At 63.9% G+C, this 18,118-nt stretch carries 22 protein-coding genes; 13 read left to right on the top strand and 9 right to left on the bottom strand.

What is annotated here, in order from left to right:
• Together NA11_RS46000 and NA11_RS37495 are read left to right on the top strand one after the other, a co-directional pair.
• Positions 1-427 (top strand): helix-turn-helix transcriptional regulator (locus NA11_RS46000; RefSeq protein ID WP_167837813.1); only part of this gene is annotated, 427 nt, incomplete at its 5' end.
• 135 nt (positions 428-562) lie between these two features.
• On the top strand, positions 563-940 hold the full coding sequence (locus NA11_RS37495; protein ID WP_069166836.1) for a hypothetical protein: 378 nt from the start codon (positions 563-565) through the stop codon (positions 938-940).
• 220 nt (positions 941-1,160) lie between these two features.
• On the opposite strand, the gene NA11_RS45995 is transcribed toward NA11_RS37495, so the two are convergent.
• The 3 genes from NA11_RS45995 to NA11_RS37485 form a co-directional block, all read right to left on the bottom strand.
• The gene (locus NA11_RS45995) at positions 1,161-1,313 is read right to left on the bottom strand and encodes a hypothetical protein (RefSeq protein ID WP_167837812.1); all 153 of its coding nucleotides are present in this window, start codon (positions 1,311-1,313) and stop codon (positions 1,161-1,163) included.
• Positions 1,314-1,648: 335 nt separating this feature from the next.
• Complete coding sequence (locus NA11_RS37490; protein ID WP_069166835.1) at positions 1,649-1,957, bottom strand: hypothetical protein; 309 nt, start codon at positions 1,955-1,957, stop codon at positions 1,649-1,651.
• A gap of 183 nt (positions 1,958-2,140) precedes the next feature.
• Positions 2,141-2,893 (bottom strand): hypothetical protein, encoded by a 753-nt coding sequence (locus NA11_RS37485; protein WP_069166834.1) that lies wholly within the window; start codon positions 2,891-2,893, stop codon positions 2,141-2,143.
• Between the two features lie 565 nt (positions 2,894-3,458).
• On the opposite strand from NA11_RS37485, the gene NA11_RS37480 reads away from it, so the two are divergent.
• The 5 genes from NA11_RS37480 to NA11_RS37460 all read left to right on the top strand — a co-directional run bounded on the left by NA11_RS37480 (position 3,459) and on the right by NA11_RS37460 (position 6,038).
• A complete protein-coding gene (locus NA11_RS37480; protein WP_069166833.1) occupies positions 3,459-3,743 on the top strand; it encodes a hypothetical protein in 285 nt (94 codons plus the stop codon).
• A 225-nt stretch (positions 3,744-3,968) separates the two neighbouring features.
• The gene (locus NA11_RS37475; protein WP_141718066.1) at positions 3,969-4,436 is read left to right on the top strand and encodes a hypothetical protein; all 468 of its coding nucleotides are present in this window, start codon (positions 3,969-3,971) and stop codon (positions 4,434-4,436) included.
• A 99-nt stretch (positions 4,437-4,535) separates the two neighbouring features.
• Positions 4,536-4,910: a hypothetical protein gene (locus tag NA11_RS37470; protein WP_069166831.1), complete on the top strand. Its 375-nt coding sequence runs from the start codon at positions 4,536-4,538 to the stop codon at positions 4,908-4,910.
• A gap of 52 nt (positions 4,911-4,962) precedes the next feature.
• A complete protein-coding gene (locus NA11_RS37465) occupies positions 4,963-5,538 on the top strand; it encodes an NUDIX domain-containing protein (RefSeq protein ID WP_069166830.1) in 576 nt (191 codons plus the stop codon).
• On the top strand, positions 5,535-6,038 hold the full coding sequence (locus NA11_RS37460; protein WP_069166829.1) for a P-loop NTPase family protein: 504 nt from the start codon (positions 5,535-5,537) through the stop codon (positions 6,036-6,038). Before NA11_RS37465 ends, NA11_RS37460 begins: the two co-directional genes overlap by 4 nt.
• A 97-nt stretch (positions 6,039-6,135) precedes the next feature.
• On the opposite strand, the gene NA11_RS45265 is transcribed toward NA11_RS37460, so the two are convergent.
• The 3 genes from NA11_RS45265 to NA11_RS37445 all read right to left on the bottom strand — a co-directional run bounded on the left by NA11_RS45265 (position 6,136) and on the right by NA11_RS37445 (position 8,561).
• On the bottom strand, positions 6,136-6,402 hold the full coding sequence (locus NA11_RS45265; protein WP_141718065.1) for an NUDIX hydrolase: 267 nt from the start codon (positions 6,400-6,402) through the stop codon (positions 6,136-6,138).
• Between the two features lie 929 nt (positions 6,403-7,331).
• The gene (locus tag NA11_RS37450) at positions 7,332-7,697 is read right to left on the bottom strand and encodes a DUF397 domain-containing protein (protein WP_069166827.1); all 366 of its coding nucleotides are present in this window, start codon (positions 7,695-7,697) and stop codon (positions 7,332-7,334) included.
• Positions 7,698-7,709: 12 nt separating this feature from the next.
• Entirely contained in the window at positions 7,710-8,561 is an 852-nt protein-coding gene (locus tag NA11_RS37445) for a helix-turn-helix domain-containing protein (RefSeq protein ID WP_069166826.1), read from the bottom strand.
• Between the two features lie 150 nt (positions 8,562-8,711).
• Here NA11_RS37445 and NA11_RS44360 point away from each other — a divergent pair, with 150 nt between their 5' ends.
• From NA11_RS44360 to NA11_RS37425, 5 genes are all read left to right on the top strand, one after another.
• On the top strand, positions 8,712-9,020 hold the full coding sequence (locus NA11_RS44360; protein WP_084655404.1) for a hypothetical protein: 309 nt from the start codon (positions 8,712-8,714) through the stop codon (positions 9,018-9,020).
• Between the two features lie 588 nt (positions 9,021-9,608).
• A complete protein-coding gene (locus tag NA11_RS37440; protein ID WP_141718064.1) occupies positions 9,609-9,821 on the top strand; it encodes a hypothetical protein in 213 nt (70 codons plus the stop codon).
• 500 nt (positions 9,822-10,321) lie between these two features.
• Positions 10,322-10,681: a hypothetical protein gene (locus NA11_RS37435; RefSeq protein ID WP_218023456.1), complete on the top strand. Its 360-nt coding sequence runs from the start codon at positions 10,322-10,324 to the stop codon at positions 10,679-10,681.
• A 13-nt stretch (positions 10,682-10,694) separates the two neighbouring features.
• Complete coding sequence (locus tag NA11_RS37430) at positions 10,695-10,949, top strand: cold-shock protein (RefSeq protein WP_069166823.1); 255 nt, start codon at positions 10,695-10,697, stop codon at positions 10,947-10,949.
• 576 nt (positions 10,950-11,525) lie between these two features.
• Positions 11,526-12,236: a hypothetical protein gene (locus tag NA11_RS37425; RefSeq protein ID WP_141718062.1), complete on the top strand. Its 711-nt coding sequence runs from the start codon at positions 11,526-11,528 to the stop codon at positions 12,234-12,236.
• Here NA11_RS37425 and NA11_RS37420 read toward each other — a convergent pair.
• Complete coding sequence (locus NA11_RS37420; RefSeq protein WP_084655403.1) at positions 12,201-13,235, bottom strand: FkbM family methyltransferase; 1,035 nt, start codon at positions 13,233-13,235, stop codon at positions 12,201-12,203. The two genes, NA11_RS37425 and NA11_RS37420, sit on opposite strands and share 36 nt — an antisense overlap.
• Positions 13,236-13,328: 93 nt before the next feature.
• Positions 13,329-13,553: a hypothetical protein gene (locus NA11_RS37415; RefSeq protein WP_069166820.1), complete on the bottom strand. Its 225-nt coding sequence runs from the start codon at positions 13,551-13,553 to the stop codon at positions 13,329-13,331.
• A gap of 352 nt (positions 13,554-13,905) precedes the next feature.
• On the opposite strand from NA11_RS37415, the gene NA11_RS37410 reads away from it, so the two are divergent.
• Positions 13,906-14,709, top strand: a complete 804-nt coding sequence (locus NA11_RS37410; protein WP_167837811.1) for an aminoglycoside phosphotransferase family protein — start codon at positions 13,906-13,908, stop codon at positions 14,707-14,709.
• Between the two features lie 73 nt (positions 14,710-14,782).
• Here NA11_RS37410 and ileS read toward each other — a convergent pair whose 3' ends face one another.
• Positions 14,783-17,932 carry an isoleucine--tRNA ligase gene (gene ileS / locus NA11_RS37405; protein ID WP_069166818.1) on the bottom strand — a complete coding sequence of 1,050 codons (3,150 nt, stop codon included), beginning with the start codon at positions 17,930-17,932 and terminating at the stop codon, positions 14,783-14,785.
• Between the last annotated feature and the right edge of the window lie 186 nt (positions 17,933-18,118).

Below are 18,118 nucleotides of genomic sequence, written 5' to 3'. Positions count from 1 at the left end.
TCAACAGATCATGATAGGCCCGAACGGCGGCGACGCGCCACGGCTGATCGCGCCCGAAATCGCGCAGCGCTACGGCCGTGCCCTGACCACGGTGCAGAAGGTGTGGATGGCCAAGCCCGACTGGCCAGCGCCGATCGGACGGCGTGGGCACTGGAACGAGTACCTGGCCAGCGATGTCGAAGCGGCCATCGGCCCGGCACCGGCGGCCCCCGAGGGGCCCGTGGCGTCCGGCGACCCGGATGATCTGCTGACCATCTCCCAGATTGCCGCCTATACGCGAAAAGCCCGAGGAACGATCGCCGCCTACGTCTCGCGCGGCCAATACCCCGCACCGGACGAAGACAGGGATGGCGTCAAGCGCTGGCGGCGCGCCACCGTCGACGCGGATACCGCAGCACGCCGGAGCTACCTACGGGAAGTGCAATGAAATCTGTTCAGGGGCAACATCTTTCGACTGACTGATCGTTGTAATTACTACTCTTTCGTCGTAGTGTTGGTGTCGTTGGGCGGGGTCGGACCCGCCTGGCAAGGCAAATAACCAACAACCCGGAAGGGGCTCACTATGGGCAACGAGTACGACGACGAGTACACGCTGGACAAGATCGTGGCCATCGGCAACCGCGCACACGGCGTCATCACGAAGATCCTCCTGGCACTGCCGATTCCGATCGAGGTAGCTCCGTACGAAGGCGCTGACCCCGAGGATGCGGTCGACTCGATCGCCAACGCGCGCACGCTGCTGCGCGACATGCCGATAGACGAGGAGATCCGCGACGCGATCGCCGCGACACTGCTCGGCTGGCTCACCGCCACCACCCTCGCGGCGATCGAGCCCCTGCGCGACGGCAGCGACAACTGGATGCTCGAAGCGGCACACCACCAAATGGTGGCCACCAGCCTCCGCACCCGCGTGGTCTACCAAATGGTCACCTCGATCTGACGATCGTGACGACGATGCCCCGGCGAGCCACAGCCCGCCGGGGCGCCCTTCTCGAGCCGTGAACGCGAACCACCCTGCGCCCCTCACCTTTTCCGAACTCGGCGTAATCATCCGAGGTCGCCCGTGTCATGAACGGCTCGAGGTGCATTTCGGGAGCCCGAGCTTCGCCGGTACACGTGGGTGCGGTGAGGGCCGACTCCTCACCGCACCCACCAGCTAACTACTCGTCGTCACCGCCTTCATTGCGGTCGGCCGCCGCGTCGGCCCGGTCATCAAATCCTGTTGTGGCCGTCGCCGAGCCAGGATCTCGTTCGGCTGCCTCTGCGATGCGATCTGCTGCGTCGCGGTCCATTGGAGTGCCGCCCTTGCCCATGATGATCTCCCTTTCGTTAAGGCGTGCAGCGCACGACCAGTTCGCGCGTGCGCACGTCTGGTGACATGAGGAATGACAGGATGGGGTGCCCGGCACAGCCGGGCTCGACCCCGAGACTCCAACGTCGGCCAAGCCTGACGTCGGCACAGCTACACATCCGGCCTCGATGCAGGTCCCGGAACCGCCGTCGGCAAAGCCCAACGGGGAGCACGATTCCGGCCAACCACAATCCTCGCACCCCCTACCCGGTAGCTGGCGGCATTGCCAGCGGACACCTGCAGGACACCCGGGTCGCAGCGAGAGCTCCTCGGCTGGATTCGGAGGGGGAGGTGAAGTCAGGCGGGCTGTTGCTCGAGGTAATGGGCGAGCGCGGCGACGGCGGCGATGCTGGGGTCCGGATCGCCTTCGTGTGGCCAGTCCTCGCGCCGCAGACCGAGGTCGTCCCACAGTCGCAGCGCCTCGGCGAGAAGGGTTTTCGGGTCGAGGCCGGTGCGCCCGTTGACCCACCGGTACAGGTTCGGGCAGTAGTGCACGCCCACCCATCCAGCGGCGACGACCTTGGCTTCGGCTTCGGTGAGCTCAGTGTCCCAGCTGTCGTCGCGGTACACCCGCATCGCCACCTCGTGATAGGTCGGTTCAGCCATGGTGCGCCCTCGCTTCGCGGAAGCACACCATCGCGGCGGCGAGCGCCATCGTGATGCGGTCGCAGGCCACCAGCTGGCGGTCGTCGTAGGACATCGGTTCCCAACCTTTCTCATGGATCCAGCGGTCAGCCAGGGGGCATCGAGCGGCGGTGGTCGATGCCCGAGGCTGGCCGCTGGAGCCCGCTACTCGGCGGGGGCGATCATGTAGCGCTTCGGGGCGTCGCAAGTGCGGGTGACCTCGCCGTCGGCGACCAGCTTCTCCAGGGCGTTGTGGATCGCCCCGGCCGAGCGGTTCAGGTCCTTGGCGAGCTGGCTCGGGGTGAATTCCCGGCCCGCGCAGTCGGCCAGGAAGTTCTCGACCATGCCGCGCAGTGCGCCTTTTCCGAGCCGCTTCGGCGTGACCGGCTCCTCCTCGCCGGGGGCGGCCTGCGTGGCCTCCTCGGTGGGATTCTCGAGTTCGTCGCCCTCCTTCGGCGCGAGGTCCTCGACCGGCGGCGTTGCGGTTTCGGGTCCGTTCGTGTCGTCGGGATCGGTTTCCGCAGAGTCGATCTCGTTGTCGGCGTCAGGTGTGTCGGCCCCGGATTCGCCTCCTGTCGCGTCGTTCGCGGCGGGGGTAGGCGCGGTGGGGTCCTCGGCCGCTGGGGCGGTGTCGCCCGATTCGGCGGGCTCAGTGGCCTCGGCCGTGTCAGTACCGCCAGAGCTGGTGTCGGTTGTCGGCCACCACCGGTCGGCGGGGCGGCGGGCGCTGCCGTCGGATACGCCTTCGGTGCGGTGCGCCGTGCCGGTGCGTTCGAGGGCGAGCAGGAGCTTGCGGGCGGTGGAGCCGCCGATTCCAGCGTTCTCGGCCAGCTCAGCCGAGGTGCTGCCAGGTGCGTAGTTCAGTGCCGCCCAGAGCATTTGGGCGGTGGTGTAGTGGGCGGGGCGGTTCTTGGACATGACGTCTCCTCGAAAGAGTTGGTGGATGGCCATGCCCCGGCCGGGGCGGTAGCCCCCGGTGCGCTGCCGGTGTGTTCGGGCTACGACACCATGAACGCTCTCGCCGCCACCGAAGTCAAGCCGCCTGTTGATGAAATGAGTTGTACTCCAACATCTTTCGTCACAACAGGGCTTGACTCATTACGGGATGCAGAGCGTTCATTGAGGGGCCGCCACACATGGTGGTGCCACATATCGACCAAGGGACAGGACAGGCACATGCGCCCATACGGAGTAACCAGAGCCGACCAGGCTTGCTGCTGGGGTCACAGCCGATTCCCGGCGGGTTACAGCTCGCGTGCTACACGCCGCCGTCACGCGCGGCTGACGGCAAAAGCTCATCGCCGTGCACGCCACACGGTGCGCAACGCTCTGCGTATTCACGTCGGCTGAGCGCCGCATCGGCGGTCCGCTGTTACCGAATTAAATTGCGCCACAACGTGTTTGAGTGCACGCACGGCTTGACTCGTTTGCGGTTCGGAGCGTTCATGGTGTCGCGAGCATCGAACCGACCCCGGAGGCAGACATGGAAACCTACGAACACTTCATCTACGCCAGCACCGAAGACGCCCTGACGGCGGTGGCTGCGGAACTCACCGCCGCCGGATACATGGTCCCCAACCCGCCCAGATACGACCCCTGGCCGTACGCCCACCGACCCGACCTCGACTGGCTGCTGATGGCCTACGGCTCGGTGGACAAGGCGTTCGCCGACGGTGGCCGCGACGACATCGAGGCCGCCTGCGAGAAGCATGGCGCCAACTACTCCGGCGGCGGATGCTTCATCGCACCGCCCAACCCGCACAGCTGAGCCGGGGGCGGCCCTCGCGGGCCGCCCGAACCGGCAGCGCCACACGCGCGCAGTACGGCCGCCGCCATCCATGCCACCGGCCATCGACGCCGACCGACGAATTCCCTGAATTTGTTGCAGGACACTATTTTTCGAGATCAAACAGTTCGTTTTGCGGCTTGACTTCGTCCGCCGAGCAGAGCGTTCATGGTGTTGCAGCAATCAACCAGCAAGAAAGGACTCGCGATGACCAGCGACGCGAACCCAACCGAACTGCCCGCCTTCTTGACCGGCTTGGCTCTCGCCGACTTCGCCGAGCGCATGGCCGGGCACTGGGGGCCTGGCTGGACGCTGTACCCCTACATGAACGGCGAGCGACAGGCTTACCTCAACGGACCACAGAGGCAGAAGATGCGGGTCTCTCCGACCGGCAACTATCGGGTGGAGGTTGTCGGCCTCACCTACGACCTGCCGGACCTCTACTACGACGCGAACGCCGAGAATTGGCAGGAACGAATCAAGGTGACCACCAAACGACCCATCGACTGGATCGCCACCCGCGTCCGGACACAGCTGCTCGACGGCCCGAACGGATATCTGGCCCACCACAAGTGGCTGCGCGACCTGCGCGACCGCCTGCGCGCCGAGGAGAAATGGCCAGGCACCGACCCCGAAACCTTCCCCAGCCCGCGATACGGGGTACGCGTCCGCTGAGACACGGCCGAAACGCGGGTAGAGGGGCATCACCCTCTACCCGCCAACCCGTCAAGGCACGAGGCGAATTCGGTCCGGCAAGTGTGTTAGGCATGGGGTATGGAGCATGCGGCGGCGTGGGTGGTAGCGGTGCTGCAGGTGATCGAGGACGAGGTCGAGGAACTCGCCGAGACCGGGCAAGGCGCGGTGGAGCAACCGATCACCGCGCTCGATGTCTATCGCGTGCTGCGCCGCGTGGTCGACCCGCCACCAAGTGTGGACGAGGTCGCCGCCGTGCTCGAGTTCCTCGCCTCCCCGCTACTGGGCGGTGTAGTGAAGACCGAGGGCGGGTACCTGCCCGGCGCGGAGGTCGGGACGGTCGCCCAGCGACTGCTTGACCTGGCAGAACCACTCGTGGGAGCACACCAACAGCAAGCCGGGACGGCGGCCTACTACAGGCACATTCCCATCGGCGACGACAACGACCGCTATTGAGGATTCGCTGTGGCTCTGAAGTTGTCGGACCCGAGGGATATGGTGCTCGGCCATGGAGCCCGCCACAGCTGCCGTTGCTGAGATTGTCAGGGGGATCGTTCCCCTCGACCGCCTCGAACAGGAGCATAAGCAGGAAGCGCTGGCCTGGCTTGCCGCGACCGACGACATCTTCCGACGCCACAAACCCGCAACGCCTTCACCGCATCTGGTCGTCTACGTTGTGCCGGTCGATCCGGCCGGTCGGGGGATCCTGCTTGGGCGACACCGGCTTTCGCGGCTGTGGCTGCCACCCGGCGGTCACGTTGAGCCCGGAGAGCACCCGTTGGCGGCGGCGCGGCGCGAGGCACGCGAGGAGATGGATGTCGAAGCCGAGTTCGGCGTTGTCGGTATCGATCCGCTGTTGCTGACGGTGACCTCGGTCCACGATGCCGACGGCGGGCACGTCGATTGCTCGCTGTGGTATCTCATCTGTGGCGACCGTACGCAGGAATCCCGGTTGGATCCGCGTGAGTTCGATGGCGGGCGTTGGTGGGACATCGACCGCTTCGGCACGCCGGAATCCGATCCGCATTTCATTCGCTTCGTGACCAAGCTCGAAGGGGCACTCGCCCCGCGGGCCATCTGGTGACGCCCCTTGTGGTGATCCGTGGCAACTCGGCCTCGGGTAAATCGACGGCCGCCGCCGCCGTCCAGCGTCGCTTCGAACGCGGTGAGTGCGCGGTCGTGCCACAAGACTTGGTGCGCCGAAATATGTTGCGGGAGTTCGACGAGCCCGGCGCCTTCAACATCACGCTGATCGAACAGATCGCACGGACATGCCTAGCGAGCGGGCGCGTTGTCCTTGTCGAGGGCATTCTCGACGCGCACCGGTACGGGCCGATGCTCGAACGCCTGACCGCCAGCGCGCCCCGATCCTTGCACTACAGCTTCGATCTGACCTTCGAAGAGACACTGGCCCGTCATGCCGGGAGGCCACAGGCGGCGACAATCCCGGAGCAGATGATGGCCGACTGGTATCACGGCTGGCAGCCACTGCCGTTCGTCGACGAAGTCCGGATCGACGCCACCTGGACAGTCGAGGCGATCGCCAACCGCATCCAGGACGATATCCTCGCCGCTCGCTCGTGACGATTGTGTGTCGCGACGCTCGCCGACCACGTGGTTCCCGCTTGCCTTCCTCCGGCCGGCCTTCTCCTCGTCTGCCACGGTGCGGTGGCCGGCGGCGTTAGAGCAGCCCGGCGGTGGCCATCGCCCTCCACTGTTCGGCACGATCAATCTGTGTTGCATTCAGAATGTTGATAACCGGAAAGATCATCTTGGCCAACAACAAAGTGTCGGACAGCATCTCGGCGCCGTCGAGCTCGTCGGCAGTGAACCAGCCGAAGGGATGCTCAGGCACGGCCACAGGGTCAGCGGACGCCGCGACACCGATGTACTGATGGTCGATGTGGATATGCGGTCCGCGGGTGTGGTTGTCGGCCGGGACGCGCAACTCGTGGATCCACCACGGCCGCTGCACTTCTGGATGTGGATACCCGGCAGGGCTGTGCAGGAGCTGGAGGCGGTAGCAGCACGACGTTGCGCCCGGATTCTTCGAGTGCTTCTTGGATAGCGGCTTCCGGCGGTGATTGGTGCTTCTCGACGTGGCCACCGACCAGAGTCCGCGCACCGAGGCGGGGATGTTCGATCAGCCCGAGATGCCACTGTCTGCCGATCTTGCAGAACATGAACACGCTGGCCGTGGACTCTTTGATCACGAAAGCGCCTCCATTGTCGAGTCAGCCCAGCATGGGTTGGCGGGCTCGACCCGAGATCGAGTAGATCAGCTGCAGGCGCGTATAGGCGGGTTGCTGGCACAGCCCGCCCAGGGACAGCCCGAAAGGTGGGGCAGTTGCAGACTCCGCCAGCGCATCGTCGCAAGAACAGGCGGTTGTAGGGTCTCCGCGCCGACTTCGTTTTGCCGAGGCTGTGACCTGCGGCGTTCCTGTTGTCTCACAACGCCTTCGCGGCGTTGTGGTCTCACGAGGCGCTTCATATCCTCAAGCTAGCCCCGGTCGACCTCGGTAGAGCAGGTGTTCTGACCTGGTAAGTCTCAACTCCGTGGCCGAACACGCAATCGAGACGAAGTCGGCCGTGAGATTACGAAGCGCGCCGTGAGGCCCTACAGCGGTGTAGGGTCTCAAAATTCATGGCATTTCAGGACGCCACGACCTGCGGATTTGCGGTTGTCTCACGGCATGGCCACTGCCGTCAGTCTCACAAACCGTGGCATTTCCTAGCTGAACCGCCAGTCAGGCCGAGCAGCCTGAGCCCCTGACCTGCATTGTCTCACAGCCGATGTCAGAAATGCCAGCGAGATGCCATCATTATGAGACAGATGCCACGACTTCTGAGACCCTACAAGCGGTTGAGGATATGCCGTCAGGCAGCTACGAATTCTCCCGCGCCGATACTCCAGGTGAAGGCTCGCCACTCGCTGGTGGTGTAGGTGAGCGTGGTGCCGTCAGCAGCGCATATGTCAGCGCCACCATCGGCGCGGACGTCAACTACGGGTACGCCCTCCGAGACAGCAGAACGATAACCGGCTGCGTGATCGAGGAACTCGGACCATCTGTTCAGGGGAATGGTGATGATCGGTTGTCGCGCAAGATCATTGGCCGGATCGCGTAAGTACTTGCTGTCACGTATGTAGACCACGTCGGTGCCGAATCGGACCTCAACACAGCTTTGCCCACCATTGTTGCTGAGGCTGGACTTCCGCCATCCGTGGCGGTCAGCGGTGCTCATTCGGTCTCCTCGTCAAGCAAGTCGTGCGATGCGATCGGCGATGGCTTCAACGGTGTCCGAGGTGGACAGCGCTGTGGAGCATAACCGGTCAGCAGCTAGCGAATACAAGTGTACTTGGTCCTGTTCTTGCAGGTAGAGAGCGCCTGTGTGGTACTCGACGTAGGAGATGCTGCGGGCTTCGGAGAAGTCGAGGAGCGTGAACTCTCCTGGCAATCCGTCATGGACGGTCACCTGAGTGGGCATCACGTGTAGCTCGACGTTGTCTCGTTCGGCCATCTTCAGCAGGTGCTTGAGCTGGGCACGCATCACCGATGCACCGCCGACTATCCGATCGAGCATGGTTTCCTCGATGACCGCGCGAAACTGCAGCGGCGCCTTGGCGTCGGTCAACCGCTGGCGAGCCATTCTGGCCTTGATGACTTGCGCCGTGTCCATCTGCGGGATTTGCAGACTGTTGTCGAGGAGGGCTGCGCAGTACTCCGGCGTCTGGAGTTGACCAGGAAGAACCAGGATGCCGTAGGCGAACTGCGCCGCTGCCAAGCCTTCGAGGCCGACGAAAGTGCGGAACCAGTCCGGCAGTACGTCTTTGAACGGAGCCCACCAAGTGCCGTGATCAGCTCGCCCTGCGAGCTGGACGGTGCGCTCGACGTGCTCGACCGCGACGCCGTAGCTCCGCAGCAGGGCGGCGACCTCTTCGGGTTGTTGCCCGGTCCGACCGCTTTCCATGTAGCTCAACTTGGTCGGCGTGCAACCGATGATCTTCGCGGCATCAGCCTGTTTGATCCCAGCCTGTTCACGTGCCGAGCGCAGATCATGTCCGACCAGAAACCGCAGCGCCGACGGATCCGAACGGTGGTCCTGCATCGGAAGCCCTCTCTCCATCGAACCCTGGCGTTGCATCAACCTACCCGACAACAACTTCGCCGATCCCGTAGATGTATTTAGGGCTTACCGGTAAGCTTACCAACATTCATACACGTAAGGTCTCGCTACCTGAATGGACTGGGAGCCGCCATGGCGGTACACGTGATCAGCGGGTCACTAATCACCAGTGACCACACACAACATCAGGCGAAGTCGGTCGGCCTGGACGGCTGGGTTGTCAGTTTTCTCCCCGGTCGCACACTCAACCTGGAACAGGCCGCCGCCGCGATCCAAGCCGCCGAAGCCGTCGAGGCAGTCGAGCACTTAGCTCACCTGATCGGACTTACAACCCGCGAAACCATCGGCTTGGCCATTGCCGAACCGCCCTGGTCTTCGCCGCCACACACGTCCATTGCTGCACCTGGGTCTACCTCCGAACAGCGGCGCAGCGATGGATGACCCGACCGACCTCTCGCAGCCGTCGCGATCCTGCCGTCCGAGCTGGCGAAGTCGCCGTGCGACCAGTTCTCTGGAAGGCCGGTCATCGCTCAGCGAAGCGGTGGCGGCGGTCGGCGTGCTCGCCAACAAGGTCGGCCTCACCGCGCTTAGCGCGGCAGTGCTGGCTATCCAGGACTCGCTCTGGAGAGAGCCGGTGACGAAGTCCCGTTACCGATTTCGGCTACCAGGTCAGCAGTGAGGTGCGCTGGCGATGCTGCCCGAAAATCCAAGGCCCGTGCGGTGAATCGCGATGTCCACAAAACGAAGCCCACGACCGGACGAGCCGGATGTGCATCTCCAACTCACCTACCAGAACGGCCTCGTGATCGACGTATGCGCCTGCTCGACAGCGGCACGGAACTTTCTCCATGCCTTTGCCGAGGGTCATTCCCCAGGGCTGGCCGCATGCGAGGTCCGTGACAGTCCGGCCGACCTACGGCGTATGGGGAACGAGGGCCTGTTTCTGTGGGAATGAGCCCGCGAGGGATTCATCGCAACACCCTGAATCCTGCACGACTGCAATGACTTTCAATTTGACATCGAGGAACTATGTCTCCGCAAGTAGTGGAAATCGTATTCATCCTGGCCGGGGTCGGCTTACTGGCTTGGTGGGCCCTCTGGCTCACGCGCCGCGTCCGTGCCCTGATGCTCGCGGTGCAGTGGGTTTTCGCGCACAGCCCAGGAATTCCGGATCTGCCGGGGGTTATCGAGGCCGAGCTGGACGAGAACAGTCACCCTGATCCGGCCGGGTGGCAACGATGATCGTCGTTACCGCCGCGATCACCGCGCTCATCATGGGGTGCTACTTCGTACCCACGGAATGGCTGAATCGGCGACTACGTCGCGAGTTCAGCAGGCTGCACAACTGTCCATGCTGCCAGCAGCCGCGACCGGTCGAGTTGATCGCGTCCGCTGAGGAGGGAGCTGTACTCCCGATAGCTCCAAGGTCGAAGGATCCACGAAGGTGGCAACCGTCGTCACCTGAGCCCACGTCGGTCGCCGGGTAGCTCCCGATGATCGAGATGGAGCAGTCGGCCCTGATTCACTACTGCCTGTTCGATCCAGGCCCGGTCAGTCTGAACCTGGCGACCGACGGAGATGTCCGATGACTGCTGCTACCTGCCACGACGAGGACGACGACGATCGTCGGCAATTCGCCGACACGGTCAAAGCATTGGAACTGGCGAGAGACATCGAAGCCCTCAAAAAGTTTGGAGTCGGAGTCGTTCCGCACTCCGGCCCAGATCGAACCAGGGGCGGAGGTGCAGGTGATCGTTTCCAGAGGTGACGGCCAGACCTGGCTGTTCCATACCGAGCTACGGGACGGACGCTGGGCCAAATGGAATGGCAGCTGGGCAGACGGCGTGCGCATCAGCAGTCTCCGTAACCCAGCCGACAAAAGGCCCGGACTCCGCTGGGAAGACTTCAGCCCCATGTTTATCGGCGAGCCAGGGATGATCGCATTCTCTCTCAACAATCAGCTGACCCTCGACTACGTTCGCGCCGAGTTTCCCGCTGAATGGCGGATCCTCTGGGATGCCATCGAAATGGAATACGAAAGCGTAGCCGATCGCCTGACGCTCGCCGCTATCAGATTTCACGACATGTACAACCAGAAATAGAAAGTGAGTTGAAATGCCTGAAGGTAAAGTTAAGTGGTTCAATATAGAAAAGGGGTTCGGATTGGTCGCACCCGATGGCGATGAATTGCCCGACCTGTTTCTGCACTGGTCCCAACTCCCAGAAACCTCCAAGAACGTGAGAGGTAAAAGAGAGGTCAGCGCCGAGCAACGCGTCCAGTTCGAGCTGGTCCGCGACAATAAAGGGCCGCAGGCGAAGAACGTCGTACTACTCGGCACCAACAGCCAGTCGACTTCGTCGACGAACTGAGCCGCGCGATGGCCATCGCGACTCGGCGTGAACACTCTGTGCTCCGCCGTACCCGGAATCTGGTCGCATCGGTGAAAGATGCTGGTTCGCAACAGCATGCCGCCCTTGACGCGCTGCCTACAGAACCTGCCACCGCTGCCGTGGAACTTCATCCACCGAGCACGTCCCGCTCCGGCGCGATCTCACACCCCACCTTCACCACGCTGGTAGGAACCCGCCAAGGAATGACAACTCAACGCTTGACGACCATCCGACACGAGCTCGTTCGGATTCGAAAGCCCTGCGTCGCAGTGCATATCGCCGTGTGCAGCTGTGGATGGGAAACCAGGGGAATCCGCCGTTCCCGGACAGCGATCCACGAACTCACTCGGCACATCGACCGCGTGAAAAAGCGACCGCCCCAGCGCAAGTGCTCGATCCCGACCGAGGGCCGTTACCGCACCCGCGAGAGAGCTGAAGCTGCGTTGACTCGCATCTGGCGGCGACCACCCGCTACGCCCGGACCACTGCCGAACCAGATCCGACTATGCGAATACGGGTACTGGCATGCGTATCGGCCCAGCGGTAGGAGCAGCAGTGAGCGTGGATGACGACGAGATCACCTGTGATGCGCCGCCGTTGAGGATCAGCCCGCACCGCGCCCGCGAACTGTGGCGACAGCATCGTCACCACCAGCGGCTGTGCCGCACCGGTATGGCCGCGCTCGCGGTGCTCAACGGCGCTCTCGCGCAGCCATGGGACGAAGTGGACGCGCTGGTATCCGTCGAGGACTGGGTCACCGCATACCGCGCCCGGGGGTTACCGGTAGCCGCCGAGGGTGGCGGAGTAGAGCTGATCACGGACCACACGATCACCGCCGTGATGGTCCCCGCCGGACTGGCAGCCGCGACCTACGACCAGTTCGCCATGCCGATGCTCGCCGCACCGCCGCCCTACCTGCCGATCGCCCGCTGGGCGGTGCTAGCCAAGCAGATTCAGCTGCCCCAGGCTGCCCATCGAGCGTTGGATCGGCTCGATATCACCGTGCTACCGGCCGATTCACGCCTTCGGGTTCCGATCTCGCTGCCGGTGCGGCCGGTGACCGACCGCTGGTGGTACGAGTGGCCACGGTCCGGCCAGCCGGGAAACCCCTTCGCGCCGTTGATGGTTCAGGTAGTGAACTCACTGCTTGTAGCAGCGGGCAGCCGGTCTCGGCTGGTAGCGAACCGGGGAGCGGTCGAATTCGACAGCAATCCACATCTACTGCCGCGTTCAACCGTGAGCAGCCGTGGCGCGCAAGCGCATTGACGGTCTCCATCGCCAGCCGCCGACCCGGGTTCGATGCTGCTCCGGGTCGGCACGGGTGAGCAACAGATCGGTCTGCCGAGTGATGACACCGGCGATCGAGGTCGGCGCGAACGCGAGCGGGTGACGCACTGCTGCGGTCATGTCCTCGGGCGCGTAGGAGTTGTACACCTTGTATGCGCGAAAGCCGCTGTCCGCGAACGGTTTAAGCACATCCTCCGCAGCGTGACCGCCGACAGCGAGCCACTGCGGGGTGATCTCAGTGAGGATCTCGCAGTCCGCGCGCAACCTGGGGATCAGGCGCGCCAGCTGAGCCAAGACAATGTTCTCGGCACCTTCGACGTCGATCTTGATCATCCGAGCGTTTTCAATGTCGGCCGGTTCCAACATCTCGGCCAGGGGCAGCCCGGCGACCGTGATCTCTGATGCGGGGTTGTCCGGCCGGATTGTGGTGGTGGCACCGGTGTTGCCGTAGTCCGGCAGATATAGCCGTACTGGTCCGGGCTCGACGGACACCGCAGCCTGCACGACGCGAACGTTGTCACAGCGATTGAGCGCCAGGTTGGCCCGCAGCTGCTCGAGTGTTTCGAGCGCGGGTTCCACGGCGACGACACTGCCGGTGGGACCTACCTGGCGTGCGGCGAGAACGCTGTACCAACCGCCAGCGGCACCGATGTCGATGAACCGGTCGCCGGCCCGCAGACGTGAGGCGACCAGCGCGGAAAGGCATGCCTCCCAGCAACCCTGCACGTAGATCGTGCGGGGGATGAAATCCAGGGTCGTCGGGATACTGAATCGCCCGCGGTAACGAGTGCGCACTATCCGCGGCGGCCGGGGACGTTGCCGCAGGCCCACATCGAGCCACTCGCGCACCAATCGCTGCTTGAGCCCAATCCCCGGGCCGTAGCGGACCCACCAACGCGCTGCGATCAGCAAAGGAGTCCACGGCGGCGGGGCGAGAACAGTGTGTTGCCACGACGGCCGGGCTGTGATGGGCGGCATCACTCCGACGATATCGGCGATCCCGAGTGCGCAGGGGACGGAATTAGTCGACCGATCCGCAGGGTGGGCATCCGGCTCAGGAAGCCGTCCTGCTCACCGGGCGGCATCGCGGGCCGCCAGCAACGCCTCGGCCACAGTCACTTTCCATTCAGTAGTCGACCGCTGCTCAGGATCGCTGAGGATGTCCTCGACCACCTCCACGTGGTACGGCACTTCCGCAGGCAGACGCGCGCTCGCCAGCACTCGTTGCGCCGCCAGCAGGTCCTGGCGCAGCCAGCGCAACGCCTCGTCTATCGGGTCGATTACGGGCACTGACATCTCCAGCGGGTCGTCGTGGCGAAGACCGGCGCAATCCTCGTTGACGAGCCCTAAAGCCGCAAGCTCCGGGGGTGATCTCGATGTCCAAGGTGATCGTCACGCCTCGCTGCGATTCGACGACCCAACTGCTGCGCGGCAGCTCCGAGGCGATCAGCACCTGCAGGCCACCCGCGAATAACTAGTGGAGGTCTGTCCCTTGAACCCCCACGATGATGCGATGGTCTACAGCGAGGGCACTGCGCATCGGATCGAATGGAACGAGCTACCACCACTGGTGCGCAACGAGATCGAGCGCCGCCTGGGAGCGAAGGTCTGTACAGCCAATAGCCAGCGAGGTGGGTTCAGTCATGGCATGGCTGCCAGACTTGAGCTGGACGATGGAGTACGGGTTTTCGCCAAGGCGATCAGCGACGACGACGGCCTCGCGCCGATGTATCACGCTGAAGCTGACACCGCCGCGCGGTTGCCTCGACGGGTCCCTGCCCCCAGCGTCCTTTGCACCATCGAAACCGCCGGGTGGTTCATCACCGTTTTCGAGGACATCGAAGGCCACCATCCTCGCCTCGATCAACCCAACGATTTGGTGGCCGTGCTCGCCATGGTCGAACAGCTGGCCGACGTCCTGACTCCCAGCCCTCTGGTCGGTGGAGCAACGATCGCCGAGGATTACGGGCCGAAGTTGATGTGCTGGCGGCAGTTCGCCGAGCACACCCCACCTGCTGATCTCGATGACTGGTCGCTACGCAATCTGGACCGGTTGGCCGCGCTCGAGTCGACATGGCCCGAAGCTGCGGCTGGTGAAACCTTGCTGCACACCGACCTTCGTCCTGACAACATGCTGCTGCGCCCTGACGGCACTGTAGTTGCGGTGGACTGGGCGTGGCCGTGTCGCGGCGCGGCATGGGTCGATCTGGTTTCGTTGGCGCCCTCGATTGCCGCTAGCGGGCTCGACCCGGACCCGATACTCGCGGCGCATCCGGTCACCCGCGGAACCGACCCCGCTGCCATCGACGCATTCGTCTGCGCGCTGGTTGGCTACTGGGAACACAACAGCCGCCGATCTGCGCCACCGCGGTCACCGAAACTTCGCGGCTACCAAGCGCACTCGGCGCTGGTGTCACGGGAATGGTTGAGCCGACGGCTCACATGGTCATAGACCAGCCGCTACTGACTGGCGCGAACACAGTGGCCCCGGCGATCTGAGATCGGCGGGGCCACTGTTGCGGGGATCAGGCTTTCACGGTCCGCACGCTGATCTCGGCGGCGTCGCCGACCGTTCCGGAGAACCCGCCGTCAACGGAATTCACGAAGGCCGTCGACGTTGCCAGCGTCTCGTGGGCGATGAAGGCTTCGTGTTGTTTCACTGTGGCCAGCACATCGTCTGTGGCTGCAATGGTGAGTGCGATGCGGTCGGATACGTCCAGTCCAGCATCCCGTCGCGCGTTTTGCACAACCCGCACCACATCGCGAGCAATACCTTCTGCCGCGAGTTCCGGCGTGATCTCGATATCCAGGGCGATCGTGACTCCACGCTGTGATTCGACGACCCAACCGCTGCGCGGCAGCTCCGAGACGATCACATCGTCCGGGCTGAGGGTGACTTCGGTTCCCTCGAACTCGATCACCGCGGACCCGGTGTCGCGCAGCTGCTCGACGAGATGCCGGGCGTCCGCGTCGTGCACGACGTTGGCTACGGCTTGGGTCTGTTTGCCGAAGCGCTTGCCCAGAGCCCGGAAGTTCGCTTTCACGCTGACATCGATGACGGTGGCGGCTGATTGCAAGGTCTCGAGGCTCTTGACGTTGAGTTCGTCGGCTACGTCATCCAATAGATCTTGGGGAAGCCTGACACCGGGCGGCAACCCTACGAACGCCCTCGCCAGAGGCTGGCGGACTCGCACCTTGCTGACCTTGCGAGCGGCACGACCCGCCTCAGCCAGCGCCTGCGCGGTGCGGACACTCTCAGCCAGGACCACATCGATCAGCGCGAGGTCTGCGACTGGCCATTCCGACAGGTGCACCGACTCCGGCGCCAACGGGTTACCCGGCCGCACGACGTCCTGCCACACCTGTTCGGTGATAAACGGAACGAACGGCGCCAGAAGTCGAGTAGCCACGTCGAGGCATTCGAACAATGTCGACAACGCGTCCTGGTCGCCGTCCCAGAACCGTTGACGAGAGCGCCGCACGTACCAGTTCGACAGCACGTCAACGAATTCCGACAGCAGCCGACCCGCTCCGGTCGTGTCGTAGGACTCCAGGCGGGCATCGACTTCGCTCGCTAGCGTGTGCACTTCACTCAGGATCCAGCGATCGAGAACCGGACGTTCCGCTGGCGGGCTTGCTGTTTCGGGGTTCCAGGCCGAGTTGCTCGCGTACAGCGCGAAGAACGAGGCCGTGTTCCAGTAGGTCATCAACAGCCGACGCGAGATCTCATCGAGCACCGTCGGGCCGACACGGCGAGCCGACCACGGTGAACCGGAGCACGCCATGAACCAGCGCAGCGCGTCGGCGCCGTGGTCGTTCATGAAGGGAATCGGTGCGAGGACGTTGCCGAGGTGTTTGCTCATCTTGCGGCCGTCCTCGGCCAGGATATGACCGAGGCAGACGACGTTCTCGTAGGACGAGCGGTCGAAGACCAGGGTGCCGACGGCCATCATCGTGTAGAACCAGCCGCGGGTCTGGTCGATGGCTTCGCAGATGAACTGAGCGGGGTAGGTGCGCTCGAACGCCTCTACGCTGCCCTCCACGTGTGGATAACCCAACGCGGCGAACGGCATCGAGCCCGAGTCGTACCAGGCGTCGATGACTTCCGGGACTCGGGTTGCGACTGTGTCGCAGTCCGGGCAGGTGAAGGTGACCGCGTCGATGTAGGGCCGGTGTGGATCGATCCCCGACACGTCGGTGCCGACCAGTTGACTCAATTCGGCCCGTGAGCCGATGGCGGTGAGGTGTCCGTTGGTGCAGCGCCACAACGGAAGCGGGGTTCCCCAGTACCGGCTGCGCGAGACTGCCCAGTCGACGTTGTTGTCGAGCCAGTCGCCGAATCGCCCGTGCTTGATGGTCTCGGGGAACCAGCTCGTCTTCTCGTTCTCGCGGTGCAGCTTTTCGCGCACGGCAGTCGTGCGGATGTACCAGGACGGCTGTGCGTAGTACATCAGCCGGGTGTGGCAGCGCCAGCAATGCGGGTAGCTGTGCTCGAAATCGGTGCGGCGGAACAACAGTCCGCGCTTCTCCAGTTCCTGGATCAATACCGGGTCGGCGTCTTTGAAGAACATGCCGCCGATCAGCTGGAGGTCACCGAAGAATCGTCCGTTGGTCTCGATCGGGTTGACCAGCGGCAGGCCGTTGGCTCGACACACAACCAAGTCGTCGGCACCGAAGGCCGGAGCCTGATGGACCAGGCCGGTGCCATCGGAGGTGGTGACGTAGTCGGCGAGCACGATCAGGTGAGCGTTGGGGATGTCGACGAGGTCGAACGGCGGGCGGTACCGCAACCCGGCGAGTTCTTCGCCGGTCACCGTGGCGAGCTGCTCGGCGTCCTCGCCCAGGACTGCGGTCAGCAGCGGCTCGGCCACGAGGAAAGTGCCGGCCTCGGTCCGCCCGATGACGTAGGTGACTGACGGGTGGACGGCAACGGCAGTATTGGACGGCAGCGTCCATGGGGTCGTCGTCCAGATCAGCAGATTGACACCTTCGATCCCCGCGACGGCATCCAGCAGGGGCAGCCGCACATACACCGAGGGGTCGGTCACCGTCTCATAGCCCTGGGCCAGCTCGTGATCGGACAGCGTGGTGCCGCAGCGAGTGCAGTACGGGGCGACTCGGAAGTCCTCAGTGAGCCGACCTGCCTCGAAGACCTGCTTGAGCGACCACCACACACTGTCGATGTATTCCGGCGACATCGTGGTGTAGGGGTGTTCGAGGTCGATCCAGTACCCCATGCGCTCGGTCATCTGCTCGAACTCGCCGACGTAGCGCATCACCGACTCACGGCAGTGTGCGTTGAACTCGGCGACACCGAACTTCTCGATCTCGGGTTTGCCGTTGAGGCCGAGTTCCTTCTCCACCGCGAGCTCGACCGGCAGACCGTGGCAGTCCCAACCGGCTTGGCGTGGAACGGAATAACCCTTCATGGTCTTGAACCGCGGAAAGACATCCTTGAAGACACGCGTTTCGATGTGGTGGATACCCGGTGACCCGTTCGCGGTGGGTGGGCCTTCGTAGAAACTCCAGCTCGGCCCGTCAGCGGTGCGTTCGAGGCTTCGAGCGAAGATGTTTTGCTCGTTCCACCATTCGATGATCTTCGATTCGGTCTCGGGAAGGTCGATTCGTGTCGGGATGACGCTGAATGGAGACGCAGGCCGATCGTCGTGGACCATGTTGTCGATGCTCCCTTGGTTTCGTGCTCGCACAGGCAGTGTGTTGTAACCCGTACGGGGACGAAACGCCCAGGTGATAGCGCCTGGGAGCCCGCGGTACCACCCCGCTTGCACACGCTCAGACTGTGTGCCGCTCATTTGGTCGCTATAACGTGCGACGGACGTCCGGTTCTACTGGGAGCTGCC

Source organism: Nocardia altamirensis NBRC 108246, assembly GCF_001612685.1.
Taxonomy (GTDB): Bacteria; Actinomycetota; Actinomycetes; order Mycobacteriales; family Mycobacteriaceae; genus Nocardia; species Nocardia altamirensis.
The sequence above is the reverse complement of the archived record's forward strand: the minus strand, read 5'-3'. Positions and strand labels throughout refer to the sequence as shown.